This is a genomic window from Rodentibacter sp. JRC1 (assembly GCF_020521555.1).
Lineage (GTDB): Bacteria > Pseudomonadota > Gammaproteobacteria > Enterobacterales > Pasteurellaceae > Rodentibacter > Rodentibacter abscessus.
In genome coordinates, this window is sequence record NZ_BPWA01000001.1 from 2,253,863 (window position 1) to 2,267,313 (window position 13,451).

The following is a 13,451-nucleotide window of genomic DNA, read 5'->3' on the forward strand; positions in this document are numbered from 1 at the left end:
TGTTTTGCTTACCAAAAAACAACTTCAACTTTCCGATATCACGGAAATCAAAGCGAAAGACGGCAGTAAATGCTATGTCTCACCGACATTAGACCGCTTCAAACGCATCTTACAAGAAAACGGTATTGTGCAGAGTATGTCAAGAAAGGGAATTACCTTGATAACGCTATGATCGAGCGCTTTTTCGGGCGGATGAAAACGGAATATATCTATGGTAGGTATTTCGACAATGCCGAGGAGGTGGCACAAGCGGTGAGGGAATATATTCGGTATTACAATGAGGAACGAATACAATTAAAACTAAAGGGTTTGAGCCCGGTACAATATCGAACTCAACCCCCTTGCTAAACTGTCTAACTTTTGAGGTAGATTTTTGCATAAAAAATAGTCAATTTGAAATACAAATGGAAAAGCTTTCTACTGAACTGAAGGAAAATTCAGGGGCAACGCCCCTTTCCCTTTGTTTTTGAATTTTTTAACTAAAATTAAACTTAATTCCAATCGTTTTTAACACGATTTGCTCTTGCGTTAAATCATTCACCACTAATGGATTTCGTTCCAAATAGCCTTTTTCAAATTCCAATTCCCAATTTTCTCCGCCGTGATTGATGTGCAGAATATCATTGTCGGTAAATTCTGCTGCTTGGCGGGAGCGGTTGATAATCACGGCTAAACGTAATAAAACGATTAACGCGATTGTATCCCGTTTATGAAATAAACCCTCTTTAGGTAATTCCAAGGCTTTGAACGACTTAATATGAAAGCGGACTAGATTAACCAAAAGTTGCTTTTGTTCCGGGGAGAAGCCCGGTAAATCCAAACTTTGTAACATATACGCGGAATGTTTTTGTACACCGCTGTGATTTAATACCAATCCGATTTCATGTAGCTGAGCGGCAGCGGATAAAATGCTGTGCATTTCGTCAAGTTGTTCATTATTGTGCCAATGATTGTATTTTTGTAGCAACACATCGGCAGTGTGACTAACGCGGCCGGCTTGCGACTGATCAATGGCAAAATTTTTCATCACGCTGTTTATAGTACGTTGGCGAATATCATCCACTTGAAAGCTTTGCTCTAAACCGTACATCACCCCTTCACGTAACGCACCGTCGGAATAACGCATTTGTTCAATACGAAAGGTTTCAAACACAGCATTTAAAATGGCTAATCCCGGTAAAAACAATGCCAGACGATCTTCTTCCAATCCGGCGATTTTGAGTTTATCTAAGCTATCAAATTTCAGTGTTTGATCAATGAGCTGTTTCAAATTACCGGCAGTAATAACATCGCTATTGTAATTGGCTTGTATCACTTGGCTAATAGCTTTCACCGTGCCGGATGAGCCTAACACCGCCTGCCAACCTAAATTACGGTAATCCCAAGACAGATCTTCAATTTTTGCCAAGGCGGCTTTTTGTGCTTTATGAAATTGCTTTTCACTGATTTTTTTGGTATCAAAAAACGCTTTGGCGAAACTCACACATCCCATATGTCGGCTTTCACAACGCAATGGTGTAAAACCGTCACCGATGATCATTTCCGTCGAACCGCCGCCAATATCCACCACCATTTTTCGACCATTTTCCGGCTGGGTATGGGAAACACCTGAATAAATCAATTCGGCTTCTTCCTGACCGGAAATAATTTGAATCGGAAAAGGATAAACCGCTTTAGTTGCCGCTAAAAAATCTTGATTATTGACCGCTCTTCTGAGCGTATAAGTCGCGACAGTACGCACATTTTCAATGGGAATACCCTGCAAACGTTCGGCAAATAATGCTAAACAATCCACACCGCGTTGAATAGCAGCTTGATTTAAACGGTTTTTGTTATCCAGCCCGTCCGCTAACTGCACACGCTGTTTTAAACGGGATAAAACTTGAATCGATCCGTTAACAATGCGGACTATCATCATCTGAAAACTATTGGAACCTAAATCTACGGCGGCAAAGTGCGGTCGGTTTTCGGCTTGTTTTTGTGTGTTCATAATAACTCTTTAGTTACTTTTTAGTGTCGGCTTTATTTGCCAAGTATTCATAAATGGCAATCTGCGAACGACAAGCCGGTTTGTCATTGCGGACATATTCATTTTTTTCATCCGCATCAATAATACGGGCTTTTACATTATCTGCAAGCTGAATATTGAGAATATCGATCACACATTGTTTTGTCCGAGCATCATACAACGGTGTGCCCACTTCAATACGGCGGTCTAAATTACGGGTCATTAAATCGGCAGATGAAATATAGACATCCGGATCACCTTCATTTTCAAAATAATAAACGCGTGGATGCTCTAAAAAGCGATCGACAATACTGATAACATGAATATTTTCACTGAGATTTTTCACTCCCGCACGTAACGCACACATTCCCCGAATAATCATTTTCACCGTCACACCAGCTTGACCGGCCTCATAAAGCAAATCAATAATTTCCTGATCCACCAGATTATTGACTTTAAAAATAATACCGCTTTTTTTGCCATCCTTTGCGTTTTTGATTTCCCGTCTTACCAGCGACATTAAATTTTGACGAACATTGACCGGAGAAACCAATAAATGATTGAAATTTATCGAATTAAATGGCATTTCAATAAAACGGAAAACATTGCTGACTTCTTTGGTAATTTTCGGATTTTTGGTTAATAATGCGAAATCCGTATAAATTTTTGCGGTATTTTCATGGAAATTCCCTGTTCCCACATGCGCATATTCCACCAAATTTTCCCCTTCTTTTCGGGTAATTAAAAAGAGTTTTGAATGGATTTTAAAACCCGGTGATGAAAACACTACTTTGATATGGTTATCTGTCAGCATTTTAGACCAATGAATATTGGCTTCTTCATCAAAACGGGCTTGCAGCTCAATAATTACCGTCACTTTTTTACCGTTATTTGCCGCATTAATTAACGCCTGAATAATACGGGAACGAGAAGCTACACGATATAAATTAATCTTCAACGAGATGACATTCGAATCAAAAGACGCTTGGCGGAATAATTCACAGATCACATCAAAGCTATGATACGGATAATAAAGCAGAATATCCTGTTTACTGATAACATCTAAAATCGGACAGCGAGATTTAATTTGAGGATGCTGAATAGGTGGCAATGAGCTATTTAACAACTCTTTTTTACCGAGATCCGGAAATTGCAACAAATGCTTGAAACTTAAATAACGTTCACCTGCTTCAATTGAGTCTAAATTACTCATATTCAACCGCTCTTTTAATAATTTCAGCAAACCTTTCGGCATGTTTTTTTCATATAAAAAACGCACGGGTTGAGCGGCGATACGTTGTTTCAAACTGGAAGACATTAACTCCAACAAGCCGTATTCCACTTCGGTCACCAGATCATATTCCGCATCACGGGTCATCTGAATAGAATAAGCGGTAATTTCATCATAATCAAATACGGAGTTGGAAAAAAGTTCATTCAAACAAAAACGGATAATATTATCTAATAAAATAATACGCCGATGGCGTTTATAACGTTCTTTCGGCAACACCACAAAGCGGGAAAGTTTATCGGAAGGAATCGGCAATACCGCCAATTGAGAAATTTTTTTATTTTTCTTCAGTTCGACAATAAGGTTTGAATTATGTGCATTTAAAGAAGCGGATAAATCAATTTCTTCATTTAAAATTATCGGAAAAATGTGTTGTTTGATTTCTTTTCGAAAATACGCTTTCAGCCAATCTTGATGAAAAACGGAGAGTTGACTTTCATTAATTAAGAAAATTTGATGTTTTGCCAATCGTAACATCAAACGATTGTATAATTCCGAAAATTTTTTGTTTAACTGCTCCGTACGTTTTTGGATTTTCTTTAAATACGTACGGATTTGTTTAGCAGGTAACGATTCCTGATTACGAATTATCAGCAGCCGGTGCTTTAAATTCGCAAAGCGAACTTGATAAAATTCATCTAAATTAGAGGCGAAAATACCCAAAAAGCGGATACGCTCCAATAATGGATTGTCTTCATCTGCGGCTTCTTGTAAAACACGTTCATTGAATGCCAACCAACTCAGTTCTTTAGCGGTATATTTTGTTTCATCATTTTTGTTTTTAAAAATCATCATTAATCGTCCCCATTGTGATATTTTTCGCTTTATCAGAAATTATTATCTTGAGGACGCTATTCTGACAAAAGTTTATGACAATTTAATGACTTGTAAAAATCTTCTATATAGAAAGAAAATTGAAGATGAACGTTTTATAACCGCTCAATTTATTTAATAATACTAACTTAATGATTGTGGCAGTATTTTTAGACTTAGTGTAGAAACGTCGAGTATTTAAAGGTTAAATCTCGCCTTTCACAATGGGGCGACATAAAATCTACCTGCCGGCAGTGGCGGCTAAATGCCTCAAACCGACAAAATCCACCAATTACGGGTGGCGATGAAAAGTCTTGGCAATCCGATTTTAGGCGATAAATTATATGGCAAAAACACTGCGGAAATTGACCGCACTTATTTGCACGGGGAAAGATTAGCATTTGAATTTAAAAGGGAAAAAATGGAACTATTTGCTATGCCGAGAGAGGGAATTATTTGGCAGAAAGAATCCGTGCAGCATATTTTGCAAGATGTGTTTGGATTGGGAGGGCAATTTAACTCAAAGGCGATTTTAAGAAATGAGGAGAGATCCTGTATAATGCCCCACAATTTTGCAAATAAATTTACAATAGGAACTTAGATGAAATTTATCTCTTTTAATATTAATGGGTTACGTGCTCGTCCGCATCAGCTTGAAGCGGTGATTGAAAAATATCAACCGGATGTTATCGGTTTACAAGAGATCAAAGTGGCGGATGAGGCATTTCCTTACGAAATCACCGAAAATTTGGGTTATCACGTGTTTCATCACGGGCAGAAAGGGCATTATGGCGTGGCGTTATTCACCAAGCAAGAACCTAAAGCGATTCGTCGTGGTTTCCCAACGGATGCGGAAGATGCACAAAAACGCATTATTATGGCGGATCTTGAAACACCATTTGGTTTGTTGACGGTGATTAACGGCTATTTTCCACAAGGTGAAAGTCGAAATCATGAAACGAAATTTCCGGCAAAAGAAAAGTTTTATGCGGATCTCCAATGTTATTTAGAACAAGAGCACGATAAAGCGAATCCGATTTTAATTATGGGAGATATGAATATTAGCCCGAGCGATTTAGATATTGGCATTGGTGAAGAAAGCCGTAAACGTTGGTTGCGTACCGGTAAGTGTTCTTTTTTACCTGAAGAACGGGAGTGGTATCAGCGTTTATATGATTATGGTTTGGAGGATAGCTTTCGTAAACTGAACCCGACCGTTAATGATAAATTCTCGTGGTTTGATTATCGCTCAAAAGGCTTTGACGATAATCGCGGTTTGCGAATTGATCATATTTTGGTGAACCATAAATTGGCAGAACATTGTGTGGATGTCGGCATTGCACTAGATATTCGTGCAATGGAAAAGCCTTCGGATCACGCACCGATTTGGGCGGAATTTAAATAGGAATAAAATATGGATATGGCGAATTGGCAGAATTATCGTTCCACAGTGAACAATATGCCTGCTGTGTTTACGGCAAACATTGAAAATATCGATCTCTTTCATGATAAGCGTTGCAATAAAATCGTGCAGTTTGCCATTAATTATGACGGAGACGAGACGGGGTTACCCTCTGAAGATGAATACGATAAGTTAATTCATCGCATATTCAAAATTTTGTCACAATTGACCGCACTTCCGAATGTATTTTTTGCAGGACATTTTATTTGTGGCGGGCAAGCGAAAATGCATTTTTATTGTGAGCATTCGGAGATTCTATTGGAAACCTTGGCGCAAATTGATTTTGCAGAAGATGTGAGTGTTCAAGATGATCCGAATTGGGACATTTATTTTGACTTTTTACTTGCTTCTCCCCTTGAAATTAAGATGAATGCGACAGAAGAATTGCTTGGGTTATTACAAAGTAAAGGGCGTGATTTAAGTGATACTTATATAGTAGAGCATCGTTTCCATTTTGATGAAGAACAAAAAATGTTTTCTTTTATGGATGAGTTAAGCCTCGGTAATTATTCGTTTATTACATTGCAATATTCGGCACAACCGATCCGGTTTAATGAAGAGGATGAACCTTACTATTTGGTGAAACTTGAGCAAGAAATTTCACTTGATAATAGTGAGATTTTTGAACTGGTTGAGATGTTTGAGAAAATGGCTACCCAGTTTATGGGCGAATATATCGGCTGGGAATGCGATAGCTTAATGAAAGAAAGTAATCAGCTGAACTAAAGTATATCTACTAGGGGTAGGGTGCGTTGAGCTTTGCGTAACGCACCACTTCATTTATTGGTGCGTTACGGCTTCGCCTAACTGTACCCTACAATGATGACAAGGATTTGTTCAACTATATAATAATGAAATATTATTCAACCCAAGTGACAATTTCATCCATTGCTTTACGGGATTTTTTCGTAATATCACGCGAGCGATAGCCAAATGTGGCAGCAACAGATACCCCATATTCATTCGGATCGAATAAACCTTCTTCTGCAAGAGTTTGGTTCATTAATTCATAATTGAACCCTTCAATCGGGCAAGAGTCAATGCCTAATGCCGCAGCACCGGTAAGCATATTGGCAAGGGCGATGTAGGTTTGTTTACTGCACCAATCAAATAAAGTGCGGTCACTTTCCAGCAAATTCATTTCATCTTCTTGCAATGCTTTGTATTTTTCTAATGCTTGTTTTTGCTGTGCTTCGTTTAACCCTTTCCTTGTCATTACATCAATAAAAAACGGGCTGTCATAACGGGCATTTTTCTTGGCGAGTAATACGACAACGTGGCTACAATCATTTAGCTGATTTGCCATACCCCAGCTAAAAGGTTTGATTTTTTCGCGTAAGGTTTTATTTTGAATTACTAATAATTTCCAAGGTTCAGAACCCACGGAACTTGGCGAAAGGCGGGCGCATTCTAAAATAGCATTGAAATCTTCATCACTGATTTTTTTACTTGAATCGTAATAGCGGGTGGAGCTACGTTGATTAAGCAATTCAATAACTTCTTTGGCGGTAAGTTTTATCATCATTTTTTCCTCTATAACTAAAAATCCGATACTATGTAGCTGTTGTACAAAGGGAATTTATATCCAATATTTATTGGGGGAAGGGACGTGAGCTTTGCATAACGCACCCTTTCATCATTAAATCTTGTTAATTGGTGTTACGGCTTCGCCTCTAACTGCTCCCAACATAATTTGTACAACTGCTACATAATAATGTAAAAACGTATCTCATTTTACGCTATTTATCCGTCAAGTCTAAGTAAGATTGTTTCATCTCTTTAGTTTGTTTTATACGGATTTTACTTTTTTTAAGCAAAAAATACTCACTAAAATTAATGCCGTGGCGACATAAAACACTGAATTATAATGCCAAATCTCGGCAATAATACCGGCAATCGGGCCACCGATAACCCAGCTTGCTTTTGCGGCGTTGCTAAAAAGCGTAGTGGCGGTGCCCATCTGTGTCGGCATAAGATCTTGGAAATAGATCATACCGATTGTGGCTGTAATACCAATGAAAATCGCATTCAAGAACTGTAATGTGACGAAGTGCCACGTTTGTGTTGCGAATACTATTCCGATATAAAACAAGAGTCCGGCGAATAATGCAAAAGCGATTAATTGTTTCTTTGTGAAATATTTTGTCAGATAGCCGGCGATGATCATCACAGGAATTTCTAATCCTGCTGCGGTTCCCATTAATATTCCTGCAAGTTCCTTGTCTAGTTGCAATTCATTGATAATGAATAACGGCATATTGATCAAATACATACTATTACAGGTCCATAAAAGGAGATTGGCGATAAAGAGATAAACCACACTTTTACGTGGTGATGTTTGTTCTGAAACATCTAATTTTTTGACCGCACTTTGGCGTGAGATTCGAGGTAATAGCAAACTTACACCTGCACAGAGCAAAAATGCGAACCCTGCCACCAGATACATATACTCAAAGCCCCAGTTTAGTGCGATAAAAAAGGATAACGGTGGGCCAACAATCCAAGCAAGGGAAATTTGTGTACGCATAATTGTGCTGAACATAACGGCTTCTTTGTCTACACTTTCCGCATATTCCCGAGCCAAAGCAAAGGATTGAGGATTAGCGGCAGAGCCTAAACCGAGTAGTGTCGTAGCCAATAAAATCAAAACATAATAATTACGGTTATAGGCAAATAATAAGCAGCCCGCAATAGCAATTAAGCAACAATAAATTATTATTTTTCTGCGATCCTCTTGATTATCTGAATATTTCGCCACGGCTTGGCTGAGAATAATACCGATAATGGCATTGACAGAGTAAAATAATCCGACAAAGAAAGGAGAAACTTGGATTTCTTGCGAGAGAAAAAGACTTAATGTGGGCGTTTGAAATGCGGAGGCAATTCCCGTGAGGAATGCGATAAGAAGAAAATTAAAGGCGATGAGGTTTTGAGGATGTTGTCGGTTTTTTAGCATGATGATTTTATATTATGAGCGCTGTTGGTAGAGGATTTCGCCCGAAGGCGAAATCACGATTAAATGAATTGAATTGCTTTCGGGTATCCCACCTCAATATCCAATTCACGATCAGAAACGACAATATTTTCTCGATTTTCAATAAAGAATCTGGAAGTCATTACTTTTTCCCCATCATTTAAGAAAATTTCCATAATTGAACGGTCAAAGAAAATCTCCACATTGTGCAGTTTGCTGATTTCACAATAACGTTGCATGCCAAATTTTTCCATCAGTTTCGTTTGTGTCGATTGGCTTCGATCTAAACAAATCAGCCCGTTTTGATAAGACAAACGCAATGTTTCGCCTTTTTCATTGAGGAAAAAACTCAAGTCGAAAGGCTGATTTTGTGCGTTAAATTTTAGATAAGCGCGATCTAAATCTTGAATTGAGGTTTTTCCTTGCAGTCTTTGCTTGGAAAGTGCGGTCATATTTTCATAAATTTTTGCGATCGGTCGCTGATATAAACGGTTATTCTCAATATGAACTTCACGTGGCATTGTGAGGGAAGAATGCCATTTGAATTTGTCTGTCGGATAAGTTAAATCCGGTAATCCGATCCAACCGAACATAATGGTGCTTTGTTTGTTTTCTAAACCGCCAAAAGTTTGTGGTGCATAGAAATCAAAACCTTGATCAAGCTCGGCAATATATTCAGTTTCCAGCGTATTGCGGTTTAAATGACCTATTGCATAAGTAGCGTGATAATTGTTTTGGAATTGGTGGGTTTCACGATCTTTGCCTTGTGGCGACCAGACGAAAATATCTTTATCGCCCAGCTTAAATAAATCCGGACATTCCCACATAAAAACGTTTTGATTGTTGAAATCAGGAATAGATAATTCCCCTAATAAACGGGGGGTATCCTCTAAATTATCCATTTCAAAGAGAATTGCCGTGCCGGTAAGATTTTTACGTTGTGCGCCACATACAAAGCGAATTTTTCCGTTTTGTGCGAAATAAGGTTTAGGATCGCGTACGTGTTCCGTGTAACCCTGAGGGGCGTTTTCGATTAACGGGCGTTTGCTGATGAGTTTTCCATCTAAATCAAAAATCGCTAAATTTTGATAAGGCACACGTTGATTATCACTTGGGCGGCGCGTATTACCGGTATAGAACATTGCCAACTTCTCGCCCACTTTTAATGCACCGCCGGAATAGCAGCCGTGGGATTCAAATAATTCGCAAGGAATCAAATCATCTGCGGATTGATAAGTTTGAAAATCACCTGTAATAAAATGCTTCCAGTGTTTCATACCGTGCATCGCATCGAAAGGAAACCATTGATAAAACAAATGATATTTTTCACCGTCAAAAATCAACCCGTTCGGATCATTTAATAATCCTGTTGGGGGGGCAAGGTGGTAAGTCGGGTAGAAATCTTTATCGCTTTCTACCATTTTGCGTACTGCGGAAAGTTCACCCTGTTCTGCAGCAAGAATACTCTTGTATTTACCGTTGTTGAAAATAATCATAGTCGTCCTATTTCGGGGAAGTTTCGTTTAAACAAGCATAGCGGGCGTTCATCCTTTCAGCCCATAATTTTAACGGTGCGATAACGGCGTGTTTTGAGGCATAAGTCCAATTATCACGGAAAAGTAAAAAATCAATCGTACAGACCGCATTCAACGTACCGATATTTAAGTCTTCGCCAAAGGCATCAATCGTTTTTTGAAGTTCAAATAGGCTTTTTTCCGTTCGTTGGAAGATTTGTTCGTGGCGTTCTTTCCACCATTCGGATTGGGGGCGAGAGTGTTTTTCAGGAATAATCGATATTTCGTTTTCTAAAATACCATCGGCTAAATAATGTAGCCGAAGCATTTGCCAACGCTGTTCATCTTTTCCATAAAGTGAAGGTCGTGCCCCTAATTGATCGAGATATTCTGCGATGAGCGAGCTATTGTATAACCATTCGCCGGTTTTGAGTTGTAACGCCGGTAAGCGGCCAAGAGGATTATCTTGATTATGAGGGGAATTTTTATCTAAGCCGCTGGTGGCCAGTAATAATTCAATTTGATGCTGAAGTTGGTGATGTTGAATGACTGCAAGCACTTTTCTAGCGTAAGGGCTTGTAGTGGAATACCATAGTTTCATAAAAACTCCTCAAAAAATTATACACAATCACTTAAAACGATTGTTATACCTTACGGTACCGTTGGTGAAACCAACGTTCAAAATCTAAAGATTTTTTGACCGCACTTCTTAAGGTATGGTGGATTAATTTGCTAAAAATTCTGCGAGTTGCATTTTGTTCGGCAATGCCGACATCGCACCTTTAGCTGTGGTGGCTAACGCTCCGCAAGCATTTGCCTGGCGGATAATTTGTACTAATACCTCATTATTTTTCCAATCTTTATGTTGGGAAAGTCCGGCTAATAAACCGCCGACAAAAGCATCGCCTGCACCGGTGGTATCTACCGGTTTTAAGGCTTTTCCTGCAATCACCTCTTTTTTGCCGGAAAGATGATATAACGCCCCGTCTTTGCCGAGGGTAACGATAATCAATTTTTCAGGGTAAAGTGCGGTGATTTTATCAAATGCTTTTTCAAGGCTATCGGTATTGGTTAAAAGTGTGAGTTCTTCTTCTGAAAATTTTAATACATCAGCGAGAGCAACGGCTTTCATCACGACAGTTTTCATTTCATCTAAACTAGCCCAAAGGGATTCACGCAAGTTCGGATCGAATGAGAAGAAACCGCCCGCAACTTTAATACGGCGAATGGCTTCAAAAGTGGCTTCCCGTGACGGATTATTGATAAGCGCAATAGAGCAGCAATGTAGCCATTCACCGGCTTGAAATGGGGGTAAATCACCGATTTGTAAGAATTGATCCGCACTTGGATTCACCATAAAAGTAAAGCTACGTTCCCCGTTATCCAAACCGACAACAACCGTTGAAGTACGATGTTGCGGATCTAAAATCATATGAGCAGTATCCACATTTTCGGTCTTCAAGGTTTCTTTCATAAATTGACCGAGCGGATCATTTCCCACACGTCCGATAAATCCGCTTTGGCTACCCAAACGCGCAACACCCACCGCAACATTAGCCGGTGCACCGCCTGCACAACGTAAATAATGATTTTTCCCATCCGGAATCAGATCGACCACCGCATCACCGGTTACCCAAATTTTTTGATTCATTGTTTTTCCTTTTAAAATTTTGTTGAAAAATAACCGCACTATGCGGTATTTGCATAAAAATTTTACCCTATATTTGTCAGGTTCAATTATAGCAAAAGACAATGATGATGTACTATTAGCTTATATGGTCTAATAAAATAATTATTTATACTTTAGATTTCAACTGTCACTGTGGTTCTCAAAATTGATTTTTATATACGACGGGCTTTAGCTAATAAAAATATCGAGTTATTTCAGAACAGAATTAAAGTGTTTTTTGATTTTAATCAATATAACCTCAGCACGTTTTAGATAAGCAGCATAATTCCTGAATTATGCTTGATATATGAAGATAAATATCTATAATCTGTTTAAGTTTTTCTTTTAACTTAGGTATTGAGGAAAATATAATGTTGCAGACAGCAGACAGCAGACAGCAGACAGCAGACAGCAGACAGCAGACAGCAGACAGCAGCAGACAGCAGACAGCAGACAGCAGACAGCAGACAGCAGACAGCAGACAGCAGACAGCAGACAGCAGACAGCAGACAGCAGACAGCAGACAGCAGACAGCAGACAGCAGACAGCAGACAGCAGATATAAATATCTAGCCTTTCAGATTTTTTTCGCAAAAACCCTAGCCCAAACCAGATTTAATTTATTAAGTCTGGTTTGGGCTAGGGTTTTTGTTTTTTCAATTTCCCTAGTCCCCACATACTTGAATTATCATTATGAACTACGGAAGTGGTGGTTGTCGTAATGTTTTCTTTTCTTTGAGGTTTTTGATTGATTGCATTGGGTAATACAAACATAAAAATACCTTGGAGAACAGTATGTATTTTTTAGAGAAAATGATTAATAGAGGTCTCTTTATGAAAAAAACATTACTTGGATTGACAGTCGCATTTGTCTTTACTGGGTGTGCTAGAAATATTGATCAACCGTTAGAAGTGTGGAGTAATTTTGAGCAAAGTAAAGTTCCCACACAGCTAGGCAAAAACCAAGCTTTGGCGGTGTTTTATCGTCAAGATGATGTGCAGGGGCCGGCGGTTAATGTCTATGTTGATGGCAACTATCAAGCATCATTATTACCAAATGCATTTACACCGATTACTGTTTGTGCAAATAAGCATTTGTTTACTACTTCATTTACGACAAATTCACAGTTTGGTAATCGCACACAAGGGATAACTCATACATTACCTATCAATGAAATTACTTACATCAAAGTGAGCCAACAAAATAACAAGTTAACCTTTGAGCGGGTAGAAAGTGCGGTCGGTTCTGAGGCTGTTTCTAAATTACCAAAAGAAAATCAAACGCTTTCTCGTGTTCCTTCTCCTAGGAATTGTAGTCCCGCAGTATTAACTGTTGAAGCATTAGATGCTAGTGCATTATTTGCGTTTAATAAATTCGGTTATAAAGATATTTTGCCTAAAGGAAAAGCAAAAATACAAGAATTTGCAGAAAAGGCAAAAACATTGCCGGCTATAAATGAAATTCAAGTATCCGGTCACACAGATCCTGTTGGTTCAAACCGTTACAACAAAGCGCTTTCACAAAAACGTGCTGAAACGGTGAAAAATGCGTTACAGAAGTCAGGGGTAACTGCACCAATTAGTGCTGTGGGATACGGAGAAGCCGAACCGGTAGTAAGTAATTGTGAACATTACAAAGGTGCCGCACGTAATCAGTGTAACCAAGCAAATCGCCGAGTTGAAATTGCTGTGTATGTAGATTAATTTTTAGGAGAAATTTT

Annotated in this window: 11 protein-coding genes and 2 pseudogenes; 5 read left to right on the forward strand and 8 right to left on the reverse strand. The window is 38.8% G+C overall.

From position 1 onward, the window contains the following. Positions 1-97: 97 nt before the first annotated feature. Positions 98-348, forward strand: a pseudogene (locus HEMROJRC1_RS10240) (transposase); the annotation flags it as partial. 127 nt (positions 349-475) lie between these two features. Here HEMROJRC1_RS10240 and ppx read toward each other — a convergent pair. Both ppx and ppk1 read right to left on the reverse strand, forming a co-directional pair. Further along, positions 476-1,990 (reverse strand): exopolyphosphatase, encoded by a 1,515-nt coding sequence (gene ppx / locus HEMROJRC1_RS10245; protein WP_226692814.1) that lies wholly within the window; start codon positions 1,988-1,990, stop codon positions 476-478. A 13-nt stretch (positions 1,991-2,003) separates the two neighbouring features. Beyond that, the gene (gene ppk1, locus HEMROJRC1_RS10250; RefSeq protein WP_226692815.1) at positions 2,004-4,094 is read right to left on the reverse strand and encodes a polyphosphate kinase 1; all 2,091 of its coding nucleotides are present in this window, start codon (positions 4,092-4,094) and stop codon (positions 2,004-2,006) included. A gap of 286 nt (positions 4,095-4,380) precedes the next feature. Here ppk1 and HEMROJRC1_RS10940 point away from each other — a divergent pair. From HEMROJRC1_RS10940 to HEMROJRC1_RS10265, 3 genes and pseudogenes are all read left to right on the forward strand, one after another. Continuing rightward, a pseudogene (locus tag HEMROJRC1_RS10940) lies at positions 4,381-4,510 on the forward strand (RNA pseudouridine synthase); the annotation flags it as partial. Positions 4,511-4,713: 203 nt separating this feature from the next. After that, positions 4,714-5,517 carry an exodeoxyribonuclease III gene (gene xthA, locus HEMROJRC1_RS10260; protein ID WP_226692817.1) on the forward strand — a complete coding sequence of 268 codons (804 nt, stop codon included), beginning with the start codon at positions 4,714-4,716 and terminating at the stop codon, positions 5,515-5,517. A gap of 9 nt (positions 5,518-5,526) precedes the next feature. After that, a complete protein-coding gene (locus tag HEMROJRC1_RS10265) occupies positions 5,527-6,300 on the forward strand; it encodes a TIGR01619 family protein (protein WP_226692818.1) in 774 nt (257 codons plus the stop codon). A gap of 133 nt (positions 6,301-6,433) precedes the next feature. Here HEMROJRC1_RS10265 and HEMROJRC1_RS10270 read toward each other — a convergent pair whose 3' ends face one another. From HEMROJRC1_RS10270 to HEMROJRC1_RS10895, 6 genes are all read right to left on the reverse strand, one after another. Further along, a complete protein-coding gene (locus HEMROJRC1_RS10270; RefSeq protein WP_226692984.1) occupies positions 6,434-7,096 on the reverse strand; it encodes an NAD(P)H-dependent oxidoreductase in 663 nt (220 codons plus the stop codon). 267 nt (positions 7,097-7,363) lie between these two features. Beyond that, positions 7,364-8,530, reverse strand: a complete 1,167-nt coding sequence (locus tag HEMROJRC1_RS10275) for an MFS transporter (RefSeq protein WP_226692819.1) — start codon at positions 8,528-8,530, stop codon at positions 7,364-7,366. Positions 8,531-8,589: 59 nt separating this feature from the next. Then, positions 8,590-10,044 carry a glycoside hydrolase family 32 protein gene (locus HEMROJRC1_RS10280; RefSeq protein ID WP_226692820.1) on the reverse strand — a complete coding sequence of 485 codons (1,455 nt, stop codon included), beginning with the start codon at positions 10,042-10,044 and terminating at the stop codon, positions 8,590-8,592. Positions 10,045-10,051: 7 nt separating this feature from the next. Continuing rightward, positions 10,052-10,663 (reverse strand): glutathione S-transferase N-terminal domain-containing protein, encoded by a 612-nt coding sequence (locus HEMROJRC1_RS10285; protein WP_226692821.1) that lies wholly within the window; start codon positions 10,661-10,663, stop codon positions 10,052-10,054. Between the two features lie 123 nt (positions 10,664-10,786). Then, the gene (locus HEMROJRC1_RS10290) at positions 10,787-11,713 is read right to left on the reverse strand and encodes an aminoimidazole riboside kinase (RefSeq protein ID WP_226692822.1); all 927 of its coding nucleotides are present in this window, start codon (positions 11,711-11,713) and stop codon (positions 10,787-10,789) included. A gap of 656 nt (positions 11,714-12,369) precedes the next feature. Next, a complete protein-coding gene (locus tag HEMROJRC1_RS10895; RefSeq protein ID WP_255618280.1) occupies positions 12,370-12,504 on the reverse strand; it encodes a hypothetical protein in 135 nt (44 codons plus the stop codon). Positions 12,505-12,564: 60 nt separating this feature from the next. Between HEMROJRC1_RS10895 and HEMROJRC1_RS10295 the strand changes: the two genes are divergently transcribed. Next, positions 12,565-13,434 carry an OmpA family protein gene (locus HEMROJRC1_RS10295; RefSeq protein ID WP_226692823.1) on the forward strand — a complete coding sequence of 290 codons (870 nt, stop codon included), beginning with the start codon at positions 12,565-12,567 and terminating at the stop codon, positions 13,432-13,434. Positions 13,435-13,451: the final 17 nt, after the last annotated feature.

What these genes read in the sequence shown, in the direction of transcription:
- ppx (WP_226692814.1), bottom strand. Translation starts at nt 1,990, where the DNA reads ATGAACACACAAAAACAAGCCGAAAACCGACCGCACTTTGCCGCCGTA.
- ppk1 (WP_226692815.1), bottom strand. Translation starts at nt 4,094, where the DNA reads ATGATGATTTTTAAAAACAAAAATGATGAAACAAAATATACCGCTAAA.
- xthA (WP_226692817.1), top strand. Translation starts at nt 4,714, where the DNA reads ATGAAATTTATCTCTTTTAATATTAATGGGTTACGTGCTCGTCCGCAT.
- HEMROJRC1_RS10265 (WP_226692818.1), top strand. Translation starts at nt 5,527, where the DNA reads ATGGATATGGCGAATTGGCAGAATTATCGTTCCACAGTGAACAATATG.
- HEMROJRC1_RS10270 (WP_226692984.1), bottom strand. Translation starts at nt 7,096, where the DNA reads ATGATAAAACTTACCGCCAAAGAAGTTATTGAATTGCTTAATCAACGT.
- HEMROJRC1_RS10275 (WP_226692819.1), bottom strand. Translation starts at nt 8,530, where the DNA reads ATGCTAAAAAACCGACAACATCCTCAAAACCTCATCGCCTTTAATTTT.
- HEMROJRC1_RS10280 (WP_226692820.1), bottom strand. Translation starts at nt 10,044, where the DNA reads ATGATTATTTTCAACAACGGTAAATACAAGAGTATTCTTGCTGCAGAA.
- HEMROJRC1_RS10285 (WP_226692821.1), bottom strand. Translation starts at nt 10,663, where the DNA reads ATGAAACTATGGTATTCCACTACAAGCCCTTACGCTAGAAAAGTGCTT.
- HEMROJRC1_RS10290 (WP_226692822.1), bottom strand. Translation starts at nt 11,713, where the DNA reads ATGAATCAAAAAATTTGGGTAACCGGTGATGCGGTGGTCGATCTGATT.
- HEMROJRC1_RS10895 (WP_255618280.1), bottom strand. Translation starts at nt 12,504, where the DNA reads ATGTTTGTATTACCCAATGCAATCAATCAAAAACCTCAAAGAAAAGAA.
- HEMROJRC1_RS10295 (WP_226692823.1), top strand. Translation starts at nt 12,565, where the DNA reads ATGAAAAAAACATTACTTGGATTGACAGTCGCATTTGTCTTTACTGGG.